Annotated in this window: 19 protein-coding genes; 16 read left to right on the forward strand and 3 right to left on the reverse strand. The window is 65.4% G+C overall.

Annotated features, from left to right (window positions below):
- The first annotated feature begins 16 nt into the window (after positions 1-16).
- The 16 genes from ASG86_RS10710 to ASG86_RS10785 all read left to right on the forward strand — a co-directional run bounded on the left by ASG86_RS10710 (position 17) and on the right by ASG86_RS10785 (position 18463).
- On the forward strand, positions 17-1762 hold the full coding sequence (locus ASG86_RS10710; protein ID WP_156386173.1) for an ABC transporter ATP-binding protein: 1746 nt from the start codon (positions 17-19) through the stop codon (positions 1760-1762).
- Entirely contained in the window at positions 1759-3570 is a 1812-nt protein-coding gene (locus tag ASG86_RS10715) for an ABC transporter ATP-binding protein (protein ID WP_056333674.1), read from the forward strand. Before ASG86_RS10710 ends, ASG86_RS10715 begins: the two co-directional genes overlap by 4 nt.
- Positions 3567-3947, forward strand: a complete 381-nt coding sequence (locus tag ASG86_RS10720; protein ID WP_056333679.1) for a GntR family transcriptional regulator — start codon at positions 3567-3569, stop codon at positions 3945-3947. The genes ASG86_RS10715 and ASG86_RS10720 overlap by 4 nt, the downstream gene beginning before the upstream one ends.
- Before the next feature lie 47 nt (positions 3948-3994).
- Complete coding sequence (uvrA, locus tag ASG86_RS10725; protein WP_056333683.1) at positions 3995-6919, forward strand: excinuclease ABC subunit UvrA; 2925 nt, start codon at positions 3995-3997, stop codon at positions 6917-6919.
- A gap of 79 nt (positions 6920-6998) precedes the next feature.
- On the forward strand, positions 6999-7715 hold the full coding sequence (locus ASG86_RS10730) for an HAD hydrolase-like protein (RefSeq protein ID WP_056333686.1): 717 nt from the start codon (positions 6999-7001) through the stop codon (positions 7713-7715).
- Positions 7702-8370 (forward strand): lysophospholipid acyltransferase family protein, encoded by a 669-nt coding sequence (locus ASG86_RS10735; RefSeq protein WP_056333689.1) that lies wholly within the window; start codon positions 7702-7704, stop codon positions 8368-8370. The genes ASG86_RS10730 and ASG86_RS10735 overlap by 14 nt, the downstream gene beginning before the upstream one ends.
- 43 nt (positions 8371-8413) lie before the next feature.
- Positions 8414-10429 carry an excinuclease ABC subunit UvrC gene (gene uvrC, locus ASG86_RS10740; protein WP_056333691.1) on the forward strand — a complete coding sequence of 672 codons (2016 nt, stop codon included), beginning with the start codon at positions 8414-8416 and terminating at the stop codon, positions 10427-10429.
- Positions 10430-10515: 86 nt separating this feature from the next.
- Positions 10516-11439, forward strand: a complete 924-nt coding sequence (gene rapZ, locus ASG86_RS10745) for an RNase adapter RapZ (protein WP_056333693.1) — start codon at positions 10516-10518, stop codon at positions 11437-11439.
- Positions 11439-12458: a gluconeogenesis factor YvcK family protein gene (locus tag ASG86_RS10750; RefSeq protein WP_056333697.1), complete on the forward strand. Its 1020-nt coding sequence runs from the start codon at positions 11439-11441 to the stop codon at positions 12456-12458. The genes rapZ and ASG86_RS10750 overlap by 1 nt, the downstream gene beginning before the upstream one ends.
- 9 nt (positions 12459-12467) lie before the next feature.
- On the forward strand, positions 12468-13448 hold the full coding sequence (gene whiA / locus ASG86_RS10755) for a DNA-binding protein WhiA (protein ID WP_015937022.1): 981 nt from the start codon (positions 12468-12470) through the stop codon (positions 13446-13448).
- Between the two features lie 101 nt (positions 13449-13549).
- Positions 13550-14176, forward strand: coding sequence for a superoxide dismutase (locus ASG86_RS10760; RefSeq protein ID WP_056333700.1), 627 nt, complete (start codon positions 13550-13552; stop codon positions 14174-14176).
- 259 nt (positions 14177-14435) lie between these two features.
- The gene (gene gap, locus ASG86_RS10765; RefSeq protein WP_056333703.1) at positions 14436-15446 is read left to right on the forward strand and encodes a type I glyceraldehyde-3-phosphate dehydrogenase; all 1011 of its coding nucleotides are present in this window, start codon (positions 14436-14438) and stop codon (positions 15444-15446) included.
- Positions 15447-15456: 10 nt separating this feature from the next.
- Positions 15457-16683 (forward strand): phosphoglycerate kinase, encoded by a 1227-nt coding sequence (locus ASG86_RS10770; RefSeq protein WP_056333706.1) that lies wholly within the window; start codon positions 15457-15459, stop codon positions 16681-16683.
- Between the two features lie 123 nt (positions 16684-16806).
- Positions 16807-17622: a triose-phosphate isomerase gene (gene tpiA, locus ASG86_RS10775; protein ID WP_056333709.1), complete on the forward strand. Its 816-nt coding sequence runs from the start codon at positions 16807-16809 to the stop codon at positions 17620-17622.
- A 48-nt stretch (positions 17623-17670) separates the two neighbouring features.
- Entirely contained in the window at positions 17671-17928 is a 258-nt protein-coding gene (secG, locus tag ASG86_RS10780) for a preprotein translocase subunit SecG (RefSeq protein WP_056333711.1), read from the forward strand.
- Positions 17929-18064: 136 nt separating this feature from the next.
- Positions 18065-18463 carry an RNA polymerase-binding protein RbpA gene (locus ASG86_RS10785; protein WP_056333714.1) on the forward strand — a complete coding sequence of 133 codons (399 nt, stop codon included), beginning with the start codon at positions 18065-18067 and terminating at the stop codon, positions 18461-18463.
- On the opposite strand, the gene pgl is transcribed toward ASG86_RS10785, so the two are convergent.
- From pgl to zwf, 3 genes are read right to left on the reverse strand one after another with little or no spacing between them, the layout of a single operon-like run.
- Positions 18416-19234 (reverse strand): 6-phosphogluconolactonase, encoded by an 819-nt coding sequence (pgl, locus tag ASG86_RS10790; RefSeq protein WP_056333717.1) that lies wholly within the window; start codon positions 19232-19234, stop codon positions 18416-18418. The two genes, ASG86_RS10785 and pgl, sit on opposite strands and share 48 nt — an antisense overlap.
- On the reverse strand, positions 19224-20165 hold the full coding sequence (locus ASG86_RS10795; RefSeq protein WP_056333718.1) for a glucose-6-phosphate dehydrogenase assembly protein OpcA: 942 nt from the start codon (positions 20163-20165) through the stop codon (positions 19224-19226). The genes pgl and ASG86_RS10795 overlap by 11 nt, the downstream gene beginning before the upstream one ends.
- Positions 20162-21721: a glucose-6-phosphate dehydrogenase gene (gene zwf, locus ASG86_RS10800; RefSeq protein WP_056333719.1), complete on the reverse strand. Its 1560-nt coding sequence runs from the start codon at positions 21719-21721 to the stop codon at positions 20162-20164. The genes ASG86_RS10795 and zwf overlap by 4 nt, the downstream gene beginning before the upstream one ends.
- Between the last annotated feature and the right edge of the window lies 1 nt (position 21722).

The following is a 21722-nucleotide window of genomic DNA, read 5'->3' on the forward strand; positions in this document are numbered from 1 at the left end:
TTTGCTGGTCGGACTCATGAGGCGGCAGCTTGCCGGTCAATACGCGTACGTTGGGGCGATCGTTTTCCTCCAGCTGGTCCAGGCAGCGGCAAACCTGCTGCTGCCCACGGTGAACGCGGCCATCATCGACGATGGGATCGTTGCGGGCAAACCGGAGGTGATCGCGCGACTTGGCGTGCTCATGGCCGTTATTGCCGTGGTGCAGGCGGCATCCGCCATTGCGGCGGGCTACCTTGGTGCGGTGGTGGCCATGAGGACGGGGCACCGTCTGCGGGCCGAGGTTTTCACCCGGATCCAGTCACTGTCCTCCCAGGACGTGGCCCTGTTCGGAACGCAAAGCCTGACCACCCGGGCAACGAACGATGTGCAGCAGATCCAGGCTTTCGCTGTACTTGTCTTCACCATGCTCTTCGCAGGGCCCGCCATGGGCATCGGCGGCATCGCCCTGGCCGTACAGCAGGATATGGCGTTGTCCCTGGTGGTGATCGTCATCGTGCCCCTGCTCCTGCTGATCATGTACCTGATCGTCCGGCGCCTGATTCCGCTCTATCGTGAGGGCCAGGACCTGCTCGACCGGTCGGGGGGGATCCTGCGCGAGCAGATCATCGGTGCGGACGTCATCCGCGCCTTTGTCCGCCAGGACCATGAGATCCGGCGGTTCGCGGAGACCAACGCGGGATTAACCGCCAACAACCTGCAGTCCGCGCTCCTGGTGGCGGGGATGTTGCCCATGATCATGCTGGTGGTCAACACCAGCTCGGTTGCCATCGTATGGTTCGGTGGGCACCGCATCCAGGCTGGACTGATGAACCTTGGCGCGCTGACGGCATTCATTGCCTATATTATGCAAATCCTGCTGGCGATCATGATGTCCATGTACGTCCTGATGACGGCGCCGCGTGCCGCAGTCTGCGCCGAACGCATCCAGGCGGTCCTGGAGACCGAGCCGTCCGTCCCCAGTCCGGCCGGCCACAGCGCCGCCGCGCCGGCGAAGCCCGTGGCCGGCCTGCCAAAGCAGCCGGCAACGCTGGCGTTCCAGGGTGTTGCCTTCTCCTATCCGGGAGCAGAAGCGCCCGTGCTGGCGGATATCACCTTCACCGCGGCTCCCGGCACTACCACCGCAATCGTTGGCTCCACCGGAAGCGGCAAGACCACGCTGCTGAACCTGATTCCACGTTTCCTTGAGGCGACCAAAGGCAGCATCACCCTGGCCGGCCACGACATCCGGGACCTGCCCCTGGACCAGCTCCGCGCTGCCATGGCCATCGTGCCCCAGCACTCCCACCTGTTTACCGGAACCATCGCAGACAACCTGAGGATGGCGGCCCCTGACGCCACGGATGGGGAACTCTGGGCCGTCCTGGAGGCGGCCCAGACCATGCGGTTCATGCGCGACCTCCCGCTTGGACTTGCAACCCCGGTGGGCCAGGGCGGTGCCAGCCTCTCAGGCGGGCAGCGGCAGCGGCTCTGCATCGCAAGGGCCCTGTTGCGAAAGGCACCCCTGTACCTCTTTGACGACAGCTTCTCCGCACTGGACTACGACACCGATACGAGGCTGCGGCAGGCCCTGGAGCAGGGGCTCGCCGACGCAACGGTCATCATTGTTGCCGAGCGCCTTTCCGCCGTGGAGGACGCGGACCGCATCCTGGTGCTCGACGACGGCCGGCTGGTGGCGCAGGGAACGCACCAGGAGCTGCTGGAAACGTCCGCCACGTACCGGGAAATCGCCGAGTCCCAGCTCGCGCTGGACGGCACGCCGTGACGGCGGTGGAAGAAGCAGGGGAGACGGAGCACAGGTTCTGGCCGACGGCCGGCAGGCTCCTTGGACTGCTGCGCCCCTTCCGACTGCAGATGCTCGGTGCGGTGGCGGCAACCTGCGCCTTCGCGACTCTCAACGTTGCCGCCCCAAAGTACCTGGGCGACGCCACTGACGTGGTGGTGGATGGCATCTTCCAGGGAAGCCTTGACCAGCGCCTCGGAATCCTGCTGGCCGCCGTGGCCGTCATGTACGTCTTTGCCTCCCTGTTTAACTGGATCCAGGGCGCGCTGACCGCACGCGCAGTCCAGGGACTCATGTACGGCCTGCGTGCAGCAGTTGAGGACAAGCTGCACCGCCTCCCTTCGACCTATTTCCGGCAACGCTCCCGTGGTGACGTCCTGAGCAGGGCCACGAATGACATCGACAACATTGCACAGGCCCTGAACCAGGTCCTGACCCAGCTCATCGTGTCCGTTCTGATGCTGTGCGGTTCCCTGGCCATGATGCTGTGGATCTCGCCGTTGCTGGCGGCCATTGCCATTGCCAGCGTTCCGGTCTCCACCTGGATCACCGTCCTGGTGGCCAGGCGGTCCCAGGAGCACTTCGCCAGGCAGTGGAAGGAAACGGGCGAGCTCAACGCACACGTGGAGGAATTCGTCAGCGGGCATGAAGTCATCAAGGCTTTTGGCCGGCAGGCACAGGCGGCGGAGGTGTTCAGGGCCAGCAACGGCCGCCTTGCCCGGGCAGCGGCCAAAGCCCAATACTCAGCCGGGGTGGTCCAGCCGCTGATGGTGCTGATGTCCAACCTTAACTACATTGCTGTTGCCGTGGTGGGGGCGCTGCAGGTCATCGCCGGAACCATGACCATTGGCGGAGTCCAGGCATTCATTCAGTTCAGCCGGTTGTTCACCCAGCCGGTGGGGCAGATCGGCGGGCTGCTGAACGTGATGCAGTCCTGCGCCGCATCCGCAGCACGGGTTTTCGTGCTCCTGGACGCCGGCGAAGACCCGCAGGAGCCCCCGGGCAAGGCAACCGGCGTGGCTGCAGCAGGGCGCATGGCCTTCCACGACGTCACGTTCGGCTACCCGGGCTCCGTCCCGGCGGTCCGCAACCTCACCTTCACGGTGGAGCCCGGCCAGGCAGTGGCCATCGTAGGACACACCGGCGCGGGCAAGAGCACTGTGGTGAACCTGCTCATGCGGTTCCTGGAACCTTCCTCCGGACGGATCACCATGGGCGGGAGGGACATCGCCGACATTCCCCGTGACCAGCTGCGGGCCCGGTTCGGCGTAGTGCTTCAGGATTCCTGGCTCTTTGCGGGGACAATCCGGGAAAACATCGCTTATGGCCTGACCGGTGCCACGGATGCTGCCATCGTTGCCGCCGCCGAAGCCACCTACGCGGACCGTTTCATCAGATCCCTGCCACACGGCTACGCAACGATGCTGGAGAACAGCGGGGAGCCGCTCAGCCAGGGGCAGCGCCAGCTCATCACCATCGCCAGGGCACAGCTTGCCGGGCGCAGCGTGCTGGTCCTGGATGAAGCCACCAGCTCCGTGGATTCCAGGACCGAGCTGCTCATCAGGCAGGCGATGCAGCGGCTCCGCCAAGGACGGACCAGTTTCGTGATTGCGCACCGTTTGTCCACCATCCGGAACGCTGATCTAATTCTCGTCATGGACCATGGACGCATCGTCGAGCAAGGCACGCATGGAAGCCTCCTTGCTGCCAACAGCTACTACGCAAGGCTGTACAACGCGCAGTTCGCCGAACGTGACGGCCGGGCCGGCGTTCTGGAGGGTGGCCTGTGAGTAACGGCGCCGGCTTCCCCGGTTCCTGGCGGCCCAACCCGGCCAGCACTGTTGCGTTGTTTGAGCAGCTGCGGCTCCAGGTCATCCACCTGGCAGACAGCGGCGCGCTGGCACCGGGCACCAGGCTGCCTGCCGTGCGGGCCCTCGCGGAGAAGCTGGACGTCGCCCCGCACACCGTGGCCAGGGCGTACAAGGAACTGGAGGCTGCCGGCATCGTTACCACCCGCGGCCGCAACGGGACGGTGGTCGCCGCACGGGATGAGCGGCTGGGAGGCCTGTCGGCCGCGGCTTCCGCCTACGCCGCCGCCGCCAAATCCCAAGGGGCCAGTTTCGCCGAGGCAGTGAAGATCCTGGCGGCCGCCTACGATGTTCCCTGATGGCGGAACCGTAAGTGTTCGAAAAAGTTTTCGATTAGCATAATGGGGTGCCTAAAGCCGTAGCTGAAGAAACCCCTGCCCCCTCCGCTTCCCCCGTTGTCCCCTCCGCTGCCGCACCGCAGCGCCCGGACCTCTCCCGCCTCGTGGTGAAGGGCGCGCGGGAGCACAACCTGCGCAACGTGGACCTCGACCTGCCGCGTGATGCCATGATCGTCTTCACCGGCCTGTCCGGATCCGGCAAGTCCTCGCTCGCGTTCGACACGATCTTCGCCGAGGGCCAGAGACGCTATGTCGAATCGCTGTCCGCCTATGCACGGCAGTTCCTTGGCCAGGTGGACAAGCCCGACGTCGACTTCATCGAAGGCCTCTCCCCGGCGGTCTCCATCGACCAGAAATCCACCAGCAAGAACCCGCGGTCCACCGTAGGCACCATCACCGAGATCTACGACTACATGCGCCTGCTGTGGGCCCGTGTCGGCAGGCCGCACTGCCCCGTCTGTGGCGAACCCGTGTCCAAGCAGACACCGCAGCAGATCGTGGACCAGCTTCTTGAACTCGACGAGGGAACCCGCTTCCAGGTCCTGGCGCCGGTGGTGCGCGGACGCAAGGGCGAGTTCGTTGACCTCTTCAAGGAACTCAGTGCAAAGGGATACTCCCGCGCGCGGGTGGACGGCAACCTGGTCCAGTTGAGCGATCCCCCCAAGCTGGGCAAGCAGTTCAAGCACACCATCGAAGTGGTGGTGGACCGCCTTGTAGTCAAGGAAGGCATCAGCCAGCGGCTCACCGATTCCATCGAGACCGCCCTGGGACTGGCTGAAGGCCGGGTGCTGGCGGAGTTCGTCGACCTTGAGGCCGACGACCCCGGAAGGATCCGGGCGTTCTCCGAGAACCTCGCATGCCCCAACGAGCACCCGCTCGCCATCGACGAAATCGAGCCCCGCTCCTTCTCGTTCAACAACCCCTTCGGCGCCTGCGCCGCCTGCAGCGGCATCGGCACCCGCCTCGAGGTGGACGAGGAACTCATCGTTCCCAACCCGGAGCTGTCCCTGTCGGAGGGCGCCATCGCGCCCTGGTCAATGGGCACCGCCACCACCGAGTACTGGAACCGGCTCCTGGAAGGCCTGGCAAAGGAAGTGGGCTTCTCCATGGCCACGCCGTGGGAGAAGCTGGGCAAGGACGTGCGCCAGACCATCCTGCACGGCAAGGACCACAAGGTGGTGGTGCAGTACCGCAACCGCTTCGGCCGCGAACGCAAATACAGCACCGGTTTTGAAGGTGCCATCCAGTACGTCCACCGCAAGCATGGCGAGACCGATTCCGACTGGGCCCGCGACCGGTACGAGGAATACATGCGGCAGGTTCCGTGCCCCGCCTGCAACGGCGCGCGGCTCAACCCGGCATCCCTGTCGGTGCTGATCAACGGCAAGTCCATTGCCGAGGTTGCGGCCCTGCCCATGCGGGACTGCGCGGAGTTCCTCAACAACCTGGTCCTGACCGGGCGCGAAGCGCAGATCGCCCACCAGGTCCTCAAGGAGATCCAGGCCCGCCTGACCTTCCTGCTGGACGTGGGCCTCGAATACCTCAACCTCGAGCGCCCGTCCGCCACCCTCTCCGGCGGCGAAGCCCAGCGCATCCGGCTGGCCACCCAGATCGGTTCCGGCCTGGTTGGCGTCCTCTATGTCCTCGACGAACCCTCCATTGGCCTGCACCAGCGCGACAACCGCCGGCTCATCGAAACCCTCACCCGGCTCCGCGACATGGGCAACACCCTCATCGTGGTCGAACATGACGAGGACACCATCCATGTAGCGGACTGGGTCGTCGACATCGGGCCCGGCGCCGGCGAGCACGGTGGACAGGTGGTCCACTCGGGAACGTACAAGGAACTGCTGGACAACAGGGAATCACTGACCGGCGACTACCTGTCCGGCCGCAAGGCCATCGCGGTGCCCAAAAAGCGCCGCAAGTACGACAAGAAGCGCGAGATCAAGGTGGTTGGCGCACGGGAGAACAACCTCGTCAACGTCGACGCCGCCTTCCCGCTGGGGCTCTTCACCGCGGTGACCGGCGTAAGCGGTTCGGGCAAGTCAACGCTCGTCAACGAAATTCTCTACAAGGTGCTGGCGAACAAGCTCAACGGCGCCAAGCAGGTGGCCGGGCGGCACAAGACGGTCCAGGGACTGGAGCACCTGGACAAGGTGGTCCACGTGGACCAAAGCCCCATCGGCCGCACCCCCCGCTCCAACCCAGCCACCTATACGGGCGTCTTCGACAACATCCGCAAGCTCTTCGCCGAGACCACCGAGGCCAAGGTCCGCGGCTACCTGCCCGGCCGCTTCTCGTTCAACGTCAAGGGCGGCCGCTGCGAAGCATGCTCCGGCGACGGCACGCTGAAGATCGAAATGAACTTCCTCCCTGACGTCTACGTCCCCTGCGAAGTGTGCCACGGCGCACGCTACAACCGGGAGACGCTCGAGGTGCACTACAAGGGCAAGACCATCGCCGACGTCCTCAACATGCCCATCGAAGAGGGCGCCGAGTTCTTCGCGGCATTCTCGCCCATCGCACGGCACCTGAATACCCTGGTTGACGTGGGACTGGGATATGTCCGCCTGGGACAGCCTGCAACCACCCTCTCCGGCGGTGAAGCCCAGCGCGTCAAGCTCGCGGCGGAACTCCAGAAGCGGTCCAACGGGCGCAGCATCTATGTCCTGGACGAGCCCACCACGGGCCTGCACTTCGAGGACATCCGCAAGCTGCTCATGGTCCTGCAGGGGCTGGTGGACAAGGGCAATACCGTGATCACCATCGAGCACAACCTCGACGTCATCAAGAGTGCCGACTGGCTGGTTGACCTGGGACCCGACGGCGGTTCGGGCGGCGGCCAGATTGTCGCCGCCGGCACCCCGGAGCAGGTGGCAAAGTCCAGCACCAGCCATACGGGGAAATTCCTGGCCGAAATACTCGGCTAAGCGGGGGAAATTCCGGTGAAGTATTCCTCCCGGGGAATGCGAGTTTCAGGCACTCCTGCTGTCGTGAGAAACTAACCCGGTGACTTCAACAACAGTGCCCGTGATCTTTGACCTGGACGGCACTCTTGTCGACCCTGCAGGTGGAATAACCGAGGGAATTGCCTCAGCCCTCCGTGGACTGGGACTCCCGGTTCCCGGCCAGGACCTGCTCGATGCGATGATCGGCCCCAAGCTGAGCGATTCCCTGCTCAACGTGGCAAAGGTCCCGGCGGACCGCCTGGAAGAGGTGGTCCGCCGGTACCGCGAGCACTATGTGTCCACGGGAATAGCCCAGAGCCGGCTGTATCCGGGCATCCGCGCGATCCTTGAATCCTTCGCCGCCGCGGGACAGCCTGTGGCAGTAGCCACGCAAAAGCCCCAGCGCCTGGCGCACAAAGTACTGGCACACCATGGCATCGACGGATTCTTCCACGGCATCCACGGATCCGCCGATGACGAAGCGGCAGTGGACGGCGTCCCGCTGGGCAAGACCCAAATCATCGCCGCCGCCCTGCGGGACCTGGACACGCAGCACGCCATCATGGTGGGGGACCGCGCCCAGGACGTGTCCGGCGCAATCGCCAACGGACTGGACTGCATCGGCGTCGCATGGGGATTCGCGCCGGACGGCGAACTGGAGGAAGCCGGCTCTGTGGCCGTCGTCAGTACCCACGGGGAATTGGTCGACGTCATCGAGCGGCTGCAGGCTGTCCACGCTGCGGCAATGAGCGGGGTGAGCAACGATGGAAATGTTTGATGCCGTCCGCTGGACCACGCGCAACCTGATTGCCGGCACCTGCCGGCCCACCGTCGTCGGACTGGAAAACGTCCCCTCCGACGGCCCCTTCATCGTGGCTCCCAACCACCTGTCCTTCTTCGACAGCGTGATCGTGCAGGCACTGATGCCCAGACCGGTCGCTTTCTTTGCCAAAGCCGAATACTTCACCACCGGCGGCGTCAAGGGCAAGGTCATGAAGGCGTTCTTCGAATCCGTGGGCTCCATCCCGGTGGAGCGCGGCGAACAGGCCGCCAGTGTCCAGGCGCTCAAGACGCTCCTGGACATCCTTGAAGCAGGCCGCGGCATCGGAATCTACCCGGAGGGAACCCGTTCCCGTGACGGCATCCTCTACCGGGGACGCACCGGGGTCGGCTGGCTGGCGCTCACCACCGGGGCGCCCGTGATTCCCGTGGGCCTGATCGGCACCGAGGAGCTCCAGCGTGCCGGCGAAAAGGGGGTCAGGCCGCAGCACTTCACCATGAAAGTGGGGGAGCCGCTGTACTTCGACAAGACCGGGCCGGACCACTCCCTTCCTGCCCGCCGGGAAGTCACGGACCGGATCATGGATGCCATTGCCGAACTCAGCGGCCAGCAGCGCTCCACCAGCTACAACCAGAGCAAGGCCGCAGAATAGCCGCCTGGCAGGGAGACCCGGCGCGACTCAGTAGACTTGATAGGTGGCAAATCCAGCAAGTTACCGGCCCAAAACCGGTGAAATCCCCACCAACCCGGGCGTCTACCGGTTCCGTGATCCGCACGGCCGGGTCATCTATGTCGGCAAAGCGAAAAGCCTCCGGTCCCGGCTGAACTCCTATTTCGCCAACCCGGCCGGGCTGCTGCCCAAGACCTACGCCATGGTCCACGCGGCCAGCAGCGTCGAGTGGACCGTGGTTGGCAGCGAACTGGAGTCGCTGCAGCTCGAATACACCTGGATCAAAGAATTCAAGCCGCGCTTCAATGTGGTGTTCCGGGATGACAAAACCTATCCCTACCTTGCCGTGACCATGAGCGAGAAGTACCCCCGGGTACAGGTCATGCGGGGGGACAAGCGCAAAGGCACCCGCTACTTCGGCCCCTACACTGCCGGTGCCATCCGCGAAACCATGGACACCCTGCTCCGGGTCTTCCCGGTCCGCAGCTGCAGCGCCGGCGTCTTCAAGCGCGCGCAGGCCAGCGGACGCCCCTGCCTGCTGGGATACATCGACAAGTGCTCCGCCCCATGTGTGGGGCGGATCGAGCCGGAGGACCACCGGGCACTGGCGGAGGATTTCTGCGCCTTTATGGGCGGCGAGGCCAAGCGGTTCATCACCAAGCTGGAAAAACAGATGGCCGACGCCGTGGCGAAACTCGACTACGAGCACGCCGCACGTTTGCGGGACGACATCACCGCCCTGCGCAAGGTCTTCGAGCGGAACGCAGTGGTGCTGGCCGAGGACACCGACGCCGACGTTTTCGCCCTGCATGAAGACGAACTGGAGGCCGCAGTCCAGGTGTTCCATGTCCGCGGCGGCAGGATCCGCGGCCAGCGCGGCTGGGTGGTGGAAAAGGTGGAGGACTTCACCACTCCGGACCTCGTGGAGCACCTGCTGCAGCAGGTCTACGGCGAGGACGGCGACACCCACGGCCGGCTGCCCCGCGAAGTCCTGGTGCCCGTGGCACCCAGCAACGGGGAGGACCTCGCCAAATGGCTGGGCGGCATCCGCGGTGCCAAGGTGGACATCCGGGTGCCGCAGCGCGGAGACAAGGCGGCGCTGATGTCCACCGTCCGCGAAAATGCCGAGCACGCGCTGAAACTCCACAAGACGCGGCGCGCCGGGGACATCACCGTCAGGTCCCAGGCCCTTCAGGAACTCCAGGAAGCGCTGGACCTGCCCGTGCCCCTGCTCCGGATCGAATGCTTCGACGTCTCCCATGTCCAGGGCACCAACGTGGTGGCGTCAATGGTGGTGGTGGAGGACGGGTTGCCCAAGAAGTCCGATTACCGCAAGTTCTCCATCACCGGCCCCGCTGCAAACGATGACACGGCGGCCATGCATGACGTCCTGACCCGGCGGTTCCGCCATTACCTGCAGGACAAGTCTGCCCAGGTGGATGAATCCGTCCTGGCCTCCGACGGGCAGGATGCGGCCCAGGAAGTGGCGGTGGACAAGAGTTCCGTACTGGACACCACCACACCTGCCCCCAAGGCAAAATTCGCCTACCCACCCAACCTGGTGGTGGTGGACGGCGGGCAGCCCCAGGTGAACGCGGCGGCCCGTGCCCTGAGGGACCTGGGCATCGACGACGTCTACGTCGTTGGCCTGGCCAAACGACTGGAGGAAGTGTGGCTTCCGGACAGCGACTTCCCTGTCATCCTGCCCCGCACGTCGCAGGGGCTGTATCTGCTGCAGCGCATCCGTGACGAGGCGCACCGCTTCGCCATCACGTTCCACCGGCAAAAGCGGGGCAAGGCCATGACGGTGTCGGCGCTCGACGCCGTTCCGGGCCTCGGTGCCTCCAAGCGCAAAGCCCTGTTGGCCCACTTTGGATCGGTCAAGGGCGTCAAGGCCGCCACTGTGGAAGAGCTGGCGCAGGCAAAGGGCATTGGTCCGGCACTGGCCACTGCCATCGTGAACCACTTCGCGTCCGACGGACCCGAGGCCGTTGCCGTGCCCGCGATCAACATGACCACCGGTGAAATCATCGAGACTTAGCGCCGGCCCCGGAAACTTAGCTAGGGTAAAGGACGGGCAGCGCCATTGCGGCTGCCGGCGGACAACGAGGAAACGGGGCAGGCTTCATGGCAGACACGACGGCGGGATCCGGAGCGGATCAGGACGGGCTGGAGCCTGTCAAACCGCTCGAAGCGGAGCTGCTGGTGGTCACCGGAATGTCCGGCGCCGGGCGGAGCACCGCGGCGGACGCCCTGGAAGACCACGGCTGGTATGTCGTGGAGAACCTCCCGCCCCAGATGCTCGGCACACTGGCAGAGCTCGTCTCACACGCCCCGCAATCAATTCCCCGGCTCGCAGTAGTGATCGATGTCCGCAGCAAGGGCCTCTTCGCGGACATCCGCGCGGCCCTGGGGGCTCTCGCCGCCAGCGGGGTCACCTTCCGTGTCCTGTTCCTTGACGCCAGCGACAACGTCCTGGTCCGGAGGTTCGAACAGGGGCGCCGGCCCCACCCGCTGCAGGGCGGTGGACGGATCCTGGACGGCATCGCTGCTGAACGCGAGCTGCTGCAGGAACTGCGCGACAGCTCCGACGTCGTTCTGGACACCTCCAACTACAACGTTCATGGCCTGGCCACCGCAATCACTGAACTATTCAGCGAAACCGGGCCGGTGGCCCTGCGGCTGAACGTCATGAGCTTTGGCTTCAAGTACGGCCTGCCGGTGGACGCGAACTATGTGGCCGACGTCAGGTTCATTCCCAATCCGCACTGGGTGCCGCAGCTGCGTCCGCTGACCGGCCTGGACAAGGACGTCAGTGATTACGTGCTGGAGGCCGAGGGCGTCAAGAACTTCGTGGACCGCTACGTCCTGGCCCTGGAACCCGTCCTGGAGGGGTACCGCCGGGAGAACAAGCACTACGCCACCATCGCCGTCGGGTGCACGGGCGGCAAACACCGCTCCGTGGCGGTTGCAGAGGAGCTTTCCAAGAAACTTGCGCAGTACCCGCGGGTCACGGTGACCACCGCGCACCGGGATCTGGGCCGCGAATAATGGCCCTGTTCACCGGAGCCCTGCCCCTGGTGCCGCCCGCCACAGGCAAGGGCTCGGGCCAGCAGGACAAGGGCCCCAACGTGGTGGCTTTGGGGGGCGGGCACGGCCTGGCGGCCTCACTGTCCGCGCTGCGCCTGCTCACCTCCGAACTTACCGCGGTGGTCACGGTGGCGGACGACGGCGGCTCCTCCGGGCGTCTGCGCGAGGAGTACGGCGTCCTTCCGCCGGGAGACCTCCGCATGGCCCTGTCCGCGCTCTGCGACGACACCGACTGGGGCCGCACTTGGCGCGATGTCATGCAGCACCGGTTCCGTGCCGGGAAGGGGCCCGGCGGGTCGCTGGACGAGCACGCCATGGGGAACCTGCTGATCGTCACGCTGTGGGAGCTGCTGGGCGATACCGTTGCCGGGCTCAAGTGGGCCGGCGCGCTGCTCGGCGCCCGCGGCCAGGTCCTGCCGATGTCCACCGTCCCGCTCACCATTGAGGGTGATGTGCGCGTGCCCTCACCGGACGGCGGAACGGCACTGGAGACTATCCATGGCCAGGCGCGGTGCGCCGTAGCCGGTTCGCTCGAGGAAGTCCGGCTCCTGCCAAAAGCGGCGCCCGCCTGCACGGACGCCCTGACCGCCATTGAGCTGGCGGACTGGGTGGTCCTGGGCCCGGGCTCCTGGTACACGTCAGTCCTGCCGCACCTGCTCCTGCCCGAAATGCGCCAGGCGCTCTGCAGCACGCCCGCCAAGCGCTGCCTGACCATGAACCTCGCCATGGACACCAAGGAAACCACCGGCATGACGGCGGCGGACCACCTGCACGTCCTTCGGCGGTACGCCCCGGAGTTCAGCGTGGACGTGGTCCTGGCCGACCCCACGTCCGTACCGGACCGGCAGGAGTTCGAGAAGGCAGCCGGCATGATCGGGGCAGAGGTGGTCTTGGGTAAAGTAGGGGCGTCGGGACGCCGCCCTGTCCACGAGCCGCTGCGGCTGGCGACGGCGTACCAGGACATTTTTGGGAACAGTTAGGAAGGTGCCATGGCACTGACAGCATCAGTCAAGGAAGAACTGTCCCGTCTGGACATCAAGAAGTCATCAGTGCGCAAGGCCGAAGTCTCCGCCATGCTCCGGTTCGCCGGGGGACTGCACATCATTTCCGGCCGGATCGTCATCGAGGCGGAAGTAGACCTCGCCTCGACGGCCCGCAGGCTCCGTGCCGCGATCGCCGAGGTCTACGGACACCAGAGCGAGATCATCGTAGTGTCGGCCGGCGGACTCCGGCGCGCCAGCCGCTACGTGGTCCGCGTGGTCCGGGACGGCGAGGCGCTGGCCCGCCAGACCGGTCTCCTGGACGGCAGGGGACGCCCCGTGCGCGGCCTGCCGTCCGCCGTCGTCAACGGGTCCGCGGCAGATGCCGAAGCCGTATGGCGCGGAGCCTTCTTGGCCCACGGCTCACTCACGGAGCCCGGCCGGTCATCCTCCCTTGAGGTCACCTGCCCCGGGCCGGAATCAGCGCTGGCCCTGGTGGGCGCGGCCCGCCGCCTGGACATCCAGGCCAAGGCCCGGGAAGTCAGGGGAGTGGACCGTGTGGTCATCCGCGACGGCGACACCATTGCCGCACTCCTCACCCGCATGGGAGCGCACGACGCGCTGATGGTGTGGGAGGAACGCCGCATGCGCAAGGAGGTCCGGGCCACCGCCAACAGGCTCGCCAACTTCGACGACGCCAACCTGCGCCGTTCCGCGCAGGCAGCCGTGGCCGCAGGGGCAAGGGTGGACCGGGCGCTGGAGATCCTGGGCGACGACGTTCCGGACCACCTCAAGTACGCGGGTGAACTGCGGGTGGCGCACAAGCAGGCAAGCCTGGACGAGCTGGGCCGTCTTGCCGATCCCGTCATGACCAAGGATGCAATTGCCGGCAGGATCCGGCGCCTGCTGGCCATGGCGGACAAGCGCGCGCTTGACCTGGGCATCCCCGGAACGGACGCCAATGTGACGCCTGAAATGCTGGACGAGTAACCGCCCCATAGAATCAAAAATAATTCCGGGCACCACCTGCCCGGATGCACGATCCGAGAGTTACCAACCGGGCCTGCGGGTCCACGATATTGGAGGATTTTGTGACCGAGTACGTATTGCCGGAACTCAGCTACGATTACGCCGCCCTCGAACCGCACATCTCTGCGCGGATCATGGAACTGCACCACAGCAAGCACCACGCCACCTACGTGGCGGGCGCCAACAACGCCCTGGCCCAGCTGGCCGAGGCGCGCGAAAAGGGCGACTTCGCCAACATCAACCGGCTTTCCAAGGACCTCGCGTTCCACACCGGCGGCCACATCAACCACTCCGTCTTCTGGAAGAACCTTTCCCCGGACGGCGGCGACAAGCCCGAGGGTGAGCTGGCTGCCGCCATCGATGACGCCTTCGGCTCCTTCGATGCCTTCCGCGCACAGTTCTCCGCCGCTGCCCTGGGCCTCCAGGGATCGGGCTGGGGCTTCCTCGCCTACGAGCCCATCGGTGGAAATCTCGTCATCGAGCAGCTGTACGACCAGCAGGGCAACACCGCCCTGGGCACCACCCCGCTGCTGATGCTGGACATGTGGGAGCACGCCTTCTACCTGGACTACGTCAACGTGAAGGCCGACTACGTCAAGGCGTTCTGGAACATCGTCAACTGGGCAGATGTCGCCCAGCGCTTCGAGGCAGCACGCACCAACGCAACGGGCCTCATCACCCTCCCGTAGTGACCGGGGTTATACCCCGCTGTAACAAACTTCACATTCGGACTTAAACTGGCCGGGATGTGGACGGTCCGCCCCCGCACTTGCGGGGGCGGACCCAGTTAAACGTAAGATAGGTCACGGAAGGCGGTTAGCCTTCAGCAATGAGGCTGGTCGCCCTCCGTGTTAATCATCTCTGCCCAATGGCGTGCGGGATCTGTTAGTTGGCTTGATAGCCCGCTCAACTAGTTGTGCTTCTGAAAGCACCAAGGAGACTGAAAAAGTGACGACCCGTATTGGTATCAACGGCTTTGGCCGTATTGGCCGCAACTACTTCCGCGCAGCACTCGCTCAGGGCGCGGACCTCGAGATCGTTGCAGTCAACGACCTCACCAGCCCCGAAGCTCTGGCCCACCTCTTCAAGTACGACTCCGTCGGCGGCCGCCTGAAGGAAACCATCGAGGTCAAGGACGGCAACATCGTCGTCAACGGCAACGTTGTGAAGGTCCTCGCCGAGCGCGATCCCGCCAACCTCCCGTGGGGCGAGCTGGGCGTGGACATCGTCATCGAATCCACCGGTTTCTTCACCAAGGCAGCCGACGCCCAGAAGCACATCCAGGCCGGTGCCAAGAAGGTCCTGATCTCCGCTCCTGCCTCGGACGAGGACATCACCATCGTGATGGGTGTGAACCACAACCTCTACGACAACGCCAAGCACAACGTCATTTCCAACGCATCCTGCACCACCAACTGCCTCGGCCCGCTGGCCAAGGTGGTCAACGACGAATTCGGCATCGAACGCGGCCTGATGACCACCGTTCACGCCTACACCGCAGACCAGAACCTGCAGGACGGCCCGCACAAGGACCTGCGCCGCGCCCGCGCTGCCGCCATCAACATGGTCCCCACCTCCACCGGCGCCGCCAAGGCCATTGGCCTGGTCCTGCCGGAGCTCAAGGGCAAGCTGGACGGCTACGCCATCCGCGTCCCCGTGCCCACCGGCTCGGCCACCGACCTCACTGTCACGGTCTCCCGCGAGACCACCGTGGAGGAAGTCAACGCTGCCCTCAAGCGTGCGGCTGAGTCCGAAGAACTGCAGGGCTTCCTGACCTACACGGACGAGCCCATCGTGTCTTCCGACATTGTCGGTGACCCCGCGTCCTCCATCTTCGACTCCGGCCTGACCAAGGTCATCGGCAACCAGGTCAAGGTTGTTTCCTGGTATGACAACGAATGGGGCTACTCCAACCGCCTCGTTGACCTCACGGAGCTTGTGGCATCCAAGCTGGGCTAGGGTTAGACACATGACATCTCACACCCTCAACGAACTGATCGCTGAAGGTGTCCGCGGGCGGTACATTCTGGTTCGAAGTGACCTGAATGTGCCGCTCGACGGCTCTACAGTCACTGATGATGGCCGTATCAAGGCCTCCCTGCCAGTGCTGCAAAAGCTCACGGACGCCGGTGCCCGCGTGCTGGTTACAGCCCACCTCGGACGCCCCAAGGGCGCCCCGGAAGACAAGTACTCCCTCCGTCCCGCAGTGGACCGCCTCGCCGAACTGGCGGGCTTCAAGGTCACCCTGGCCGCCGACACCGTCGGCGATGCCGCCAAGGCGGCCGCCGCATCGCTGCAGGACGGCGAAGCCCTTGTCCTCGAGAACGTCCGCTTCGACGCCCGCGAGACCAGCAAGGACGACGCTGAACGCGGAACCTTCGCGGACGAGCTTGTAGCATTGACCGGCGGCAACGGCGCGTACGTGGACGACGCCTTCGGTGCCGTCCACCGCAAGCACGCCAGTGTCTACGACGTCGCCACCCGGCTCCCGTCATACCAGGGCGACCTGGTGCACACGGAGGTGGAAGTCCTCCGGAAGCTGACCGCTGACACCCAGCGCCCCTACGTGGTGGTGTTGGGCGGTTCCAAGGTCTCGGACAAGCTTGCGGTGATTGACAACCTGATCGGCAAGGCTGACACCATCCTGGTGGGCGGCGGCATGCTCTTCACATTCCTGGCGGCGGCTGGCCACAAGGTTGGTTCGAGCCTCCTTGAGGAAGACCAAATACCTGTTGTCAAGGACTACCTGAAGCGCGCAGCTGACGCCGGAACCGAATTCGTGGTTCCCACGGACGTCGTGGTGGCGGAGAAGTTTGCTGCCGACGCCCAGCACGAAACCGTGGCGGCCGACGCGATTGAAGGCAGCAGCTTCGGCGCCCAGGGCATCGGCCTGGACATCGGGCCCGATACCGCGGCTGCCTTTTCCCAGCGGATCAAGGGTGCGCGGACGGTTTTCTGGAATGGCCCCATGGGTGTCTTCGAATTCGAGGCGTTCTCGGCAGGCACCCGTGCCATCGCGCAGGCCCTGACCGAGACTGAGGGATTCACCGTGGTGGGCGGCGGCGATTCTGCTGCCGCAGTCCGCACCCTGGGATTCAGTGATGACCAGTTCGGGCACATTTCCACCGGCGGCGGCGCCAGCCTTGAATACCTTGAAGGCAAGGAACTCCCCGGCCTGAGCGTCCTGGACCGATAGAACCCGGCCGGTAGAACCACCCGCTGCTGACCAGCAGCAACCGGACTTCACAGTCCTCCGGCCGGCAGGTTGCCCGCGGCAGCCTGCCGGCCGCACCCATATCAAGAACTTTTTGGAGATTACGTGACTACGTCAACGAACGGCGCTTTCGACCGCAAGCCCTTCATCGCGGGCAACTGGAAAATGAACATGGACCACGTGCAGGGCATCACGCTCCTGCAGAAGCTGGCCTGGACCCTCTCCGACGCCAAGCACGACTACAGCCGCGTTGAGGTAGCCGTCTTCCCGCCGTTCACGGACCTCCGCGGTGTCCAGACCCTGGTCCAGGGCGACGACCTCCAGGTCGCCTACGGTGGCCAGGACCTGTCCCAGTTCGATTCGGGAGCCTACACCGGTGACATCTCGGGGCAGTTCCTGAACAAGCTCGGCTGCAAGTACGTCCTGGTGGGCCACAGCGAACGCCGGACCATCCACAACGAATCCGACGAGGTCCTCAACGCCAAGGTCAAAGCTGCCTTCAAGCACAACCTGGTTCCCGTGCTCTGCGTGGGCGAAGGCCTGGAGATCCGCCAGGCCGGAACGCACGTGGACCACACGCTGCAGCAGCTCCGCGCCGGCGTGGCCGGGCTCACCAACGAGCAGGCCGCTGAACTGGTGGTGGCCTATGAACCCGTTTGGGCCATCGGCACCGGCGAAGTGGCAGGACCGGAGGACGCCCAGGAAATGTGCGCCGCCATCCGCGCCGAGCTGGAGTCGCTGTTTGGAGCGGAAACGGCCGGCAAAACCCGCCTGCTCTACGGCGGCTCGGTGAAGGCCAACAACGCGGCCGCGATCCTTCAGGAACGCGACGTGGACGGCCTGCTGGTGGGCGGCGCAAGCCTGGACCCGGCCGAGTTTGCTAATATTGTCAGGTTCGAGAGCCACCTGGTCACGGACTAGTCCGTAGCCAGCCAATACTCCCGCAATCCCAACTTCTGAAAGGCCGTCGTGGACGTTCTTCATGTCATTCTGCAGATCCTCCTGGGGATCACCAGCCTCCTGCTGACGCTGTTGATCCTCCTGCACAAGGGACGCGGCGGCGGGTTGTCCGATATGTTCGGCGGCGGCATGAGCTCGGGCCTCAGCTCTTCAGGCGTGGCAGAACGGAACCTCAACCGCTTCACCATCATCCTGGGCGTCACCTGGGGCGTGGTGATCATTGCCCTCGGCCTGATCATGCGGTTCAGCGGGGCCGGGGATTCCTGACCCCTGCGGGACAAGGTCCTTTAGGCCCTGCCGGTCATAAAGCCTGCAAATTAGACTGTGGCTGTCGGAAAACCGGCAGCCACAGTCTTGTTTAAGCTGCAGGTCCGCCGGCGCTCCCTTCGAGGCAGGAGTCGTTATGGTCCACCCATCATCCGGGTTCAGGGGCACCCGCGCCGGCGTGACGGCAGGGTCCGGTTCGAGCCTTCAGTCCACCGACTCGTCGTCGTCGCGTCCGCTGCCGCGCATCCGCGTGTCCTATTGGTGCGCCAAGGGGCACGAGACGCAGCCCGTGTTCCTGAAGATGCCGGAGGACCAGATTCCCAGGATGTGGGACTGCAGGCGCTGCGGCGCTGCGGCTTCCCGGGACGGCCGTGCCGCGGCAGCTGACGACCCCTTTGACGACGGCTACAAAAGCCACCTGGAATACGTTAAAGAACGACGCTCCGGCCAGGACGCCGAAGCTGTCCTGGCCGGAGCGTTGGAAAAGCTACGCGCCCGCGGCGTCCTTCCGGACCAACTGCTGCGGGACCCGTGAGGCTGCATTCTCGTCGATCAGCCACAGGGTACGCGACGTTCCGCGGGGACCGGAGGCTGGTACCTGGACCGGGTTGGCTCCGGCCAGGGCCAATCCCACCGCTCCTGCCTTGTCCTCCCCGGCGACAACCATCCATACCTCCGCCGCAGTATTAATGGCAGGCAGGGTAAGGGAAATCCGCAGCGGCGGCGGCTTGGGCGAGTTCCTGACGCCCACCACCGTGCGGTCCTTTTCGCGGATGCCGGCCTGTTCCGGGAACAGTGATGCAATGTGTGCGTCGGGTCCCACGCCGAGCAGCACCACATCCAGCCGGGGGAGTGCGGAGGGTTCCTCCGGCCGGTCGTCGGACATGTCAGCGGCATGCTCGGCTGCAGCAGCGTCCCGCAGCCGGCGTGCGTAGTCCTCGGCGGCCTCTTCCGGAGTGTCGAACTCATCTGCGGAACCAGGGGAATGCACCCGCTCCGGGTCCACGGGGATGTGGGACAGCAATGCGTCGAACGCCTGCCTGGTATTCCGCTCAGGATCAGTGGACCCCACGAAACGTTCGTCACCCCACCAGAAGTTGACCTTGGACCAGTCGACGGCGGGCGCTGCCGGTGAATCCGCAACAGCCTTCAGCGTGCCAATCCCCACGGTTCCCCCGGTGAGCACCACGGTGGCTTCGCCGTACTTGTCCTGGACATCAACGAGCTTGGTGATCAGGCGTGCCGCGATGGCGGCCATGAGGACGGACGAATCCGGATGGATGCTTACTCGTGGGTCAACGCTCACTGGGTCGGACGCTCCTTAGATTGGTACGTGGCAGTCCAATAGTAATCACTTCCCCAAACACTTCGTCCGGGTCAAGGCGGCGGAGTTCTTCGGCGAGGCAGTCGCGGAGGCTGCGCCTCGGCAGTGAAATGCGCTGGGCGGGCTGGCCTGGTTGGGTCAGTTCCGCCACGGAGAGTCCGGGTCGGAAGAGCTGGACGTCGCCGCCGGGGCGGGTGAGCCGGACGCGGCGGATGCCGGTTCCGGCGGGGTCCGCGACGATGGTGACGGGGGCGTCCAGGGTCAGGGTGAGCCACGCTGCGAGCAGGATGGTGGACGGTGAGTCCGAGGCGCCTTCGACGGCGACGGCCGTGACCGGGGAGGAGTCCACCTCATCCAGGGCCGCCGCGAGCTGGATCCGCCAGTTAGTCAGCCGGGTCCAGGCGAGGTCTGTGTCCCCGGCCTTGTAGGTGCGGTGGATCCGTTCCAGTGCCGCTTGCGGGTCCGGTTCGTTGGCGGAGTCGGTGATCCTGCGGTGCGCGATCGCACCGATGGATGTCTCGCAGGCATTTTCCGGGGCGCCGTGCGGCCACCAGGCTACGATCGGGGCGTCCGGGAGCAGCAGCGCGGCCACCAGGGATTCGGACTCGTGGGCCAGCTGACCGTAGCCGCGCAGGACAATGACTTCCGAGGCGCCGGCGTCCCCGCCCACCCGGATCTGGGCGTCGAGGCGGTCCTCGTTATCCTTCCCGGCGTCGGCCAGGACGATGATCCGGCAGGGGTGTTCCCGGCTGGCGTCGTTCGCCGCCTCGATCGCTTCTTCCTCGAGCCCGGATTTGGTCACGACCACCAGGGTCAGGACCCGGCCCAGGGCGATCACGCCTCCCTGCTCGCGCAGGGCCATGAGTTTCTTGGACACCTTCGAGGTGGTGGTGTCGGGCAGGTTAACGATCATGGCCTTCTCCAGGTTCGTCCGTCACGGGCCAGCAGCTCGTCGGCGGAGGCGGGGCCCCAGGAGCCCGGGGCGTAGGGCTCGGGCTGTTCTGCCAGCGAGGCCCAATATTCCTCGAACGGGTCGAGGATCTTCCAGGACAGCTCCACTTCCTCATGCCGCGGGAACAGCGGCGGCTCGCCCAGGAGCACGTCCAGGATCAGCCGCTCGTAGGCCTCCGGGGAGGACTCGGTGAAGGAGTGGCCGTAGCCGAAGTCCATGGTCACATCCCGCACTTCCATCTGGGTGCCGGGGACCTTGGAACCGAACCGGATGGTCACGCCCTCGTCAGGCTGGACCCGGATTACTACCGCGTTCTGCCCGAAATCGTCCTCGCCGTGGTCCCGGAACAGCAGGTTGGGGGCGCGTTTGAAGACGACGGCGATTTCCGTCACCCGCCGCCCCAGCCGCTTGCCCGCACGGAGGTAGAACGGGACCCCGGACCAGCGGCGGGTGTGGATGTCCACGCGGACCGCGGCGTAGGTCTCGGTGGTGGAATCGGCCGGGATGCCTTCCTCTTCCAGGTAGCCCTGGACCTGCTCGCCGCCCTGCCAGCCGCCGGTGAACTGTCCCCGCGCTGAGTGCGTGGACAGGTCCTCCGGGAGCTTGACCGCGGCGAGGACCTTTTCCTTCTCGGCCCGCAGGTCATCGGCGTTGAAGGAGATGGGCTCCTCCATGGCCGTGAGCGCGAGCAGCTGCAGCAGGTGGTTCTGGATCACGTCGCGGGCCGCGCCCACGCCGTCGTAATACCCCGCCCGGCCGCCGGTGCCGATGTCCTCTGCCATGGTGATCTGGACGTGGTCAACGTAGTTGGCGTTCCACAACGGTTCGAACAACTGGTTGGCGAAACGCAGTGCCAGGATGTTCTGCACCGTTTCCTTGCCCAGGTAGTGGTCGATCCGGAACACCGCGTCCGGCGGGAACACCGACTCGACGATGTCGTTCAGCTTTCGGGCCGACTCAAGGTCGTGCCCGAACGGCTTTTCGATCACCACGCGCCGCCATTTGTCCCCCTCGGCCTGCGCCAGGCCGTGCTTGGACAACTGGCGGCAGACCTGTTCGAACGCCTTGGGCGGAATCGACAGATAGAACGCGTGGTTCCCGCGGGTGCCGCGGACATCGTCGAGTTCCTTGATCGTCTCACCCAGCCGCTCAAAGGCTGCATCGTCGTCGAACTCGCCCTGGACAAACCGGATGCCCTCGGACAACTGGTTCCAGACCGCCTCATCAAACGGTGTACGGGCGTGAGCCTGCACCGAAGCCTTCACCTCGGCGGCGAAATCCTCCTTGTCCCACTCCCGGCGGGCGAACCCCACCAGCGCGAAACTCGGCGGCAACAGCCCCCGGTTGGCGAGATCGTACACAGCCGGCATCAACTTCTTCCGGGCCAAATCACCCGTCACCCCAAAGAGGACCAACGACGACGGACCGGCAATCCGGTTCAAACGGCGGTCACGCGGGTCACGCAGCGGATTGCGCCCGCGGACCGCGCCCTTCCTGCCGTATTCAGTTTCTGGCATG

The sequence above is a fragment of the Arthrobacter sp. Soil764 genome, from assembly GCF_001428075.1.
GTDB lineage: Bacteria > Actinomycetota > Actinomycetes > Actinomycetales > Micrococcaceae > Arthrobacter.

Bases quoted from the DNA above. Each gene is read 5' to 3' on its own strand.
- ASG86_RS10710 (WP_156386173.1), top strand. From the start codon at position 17: ATGAGGCGGCAGCTTGCCGGTCAATACGCGTACGTTGGGGCGATCGTT.
- ASG86_RS10735 (WP_056333689.1), top strand. From the start codon at position 7,702: ATGGAAATGTTTGATGCCGTCCGCTGGACCACGCGCAACCTGATTGCC.
- rapZ (WP_056333693.1), top strand. From the start codon at position 10,516: ATGGCAGACACGACGGCGGGATCCGGAGCGGATCAGGACGGGCTGGAG.
- ASG86_RS10750 (WP_056333697.1), top strand. From the start codon at position 11,439: ATGGCCCTGTTCACCGGAGCCCTGCCCCTGGTGCCGCCCGCCACAGGC.
- whiA (WP_015937022.1), top strand. From the start codon at position 12,468: ATGGCACTGACAGCATCAGTCAAGGAAGAACTGTCCCGTCTGGACATC.
- ASG86_RS10770 (WP_056333706.1), top strand. From the start codon at position 15,457: ATGACATCTCACACCCTCAACGAACTGATCGCTGAAGGTGTCCGCGGG.
- ASG86_RS10785 (WP_056333714.1), top strand. From the start codon at position 18,065: ATGGTCCACCCATCATCCGGGTTCAGGGGCACCCGCGCCGGCGTGACG.
- ASG86_RS10795 (WP_056333718.1), bottom strand. From the start codon at position 20,165: ATGATCGTTAACCTGCCCGACACCACCACCTCGAAGGTGTCCAAGAAA.
- zwf (WP_056333719.1), bottom strand. From the start codon at position 21,721: ATGCCAGAAACTGAATACGGCAGGAAGGGCGCGGTCCGCGGGCGCAAT.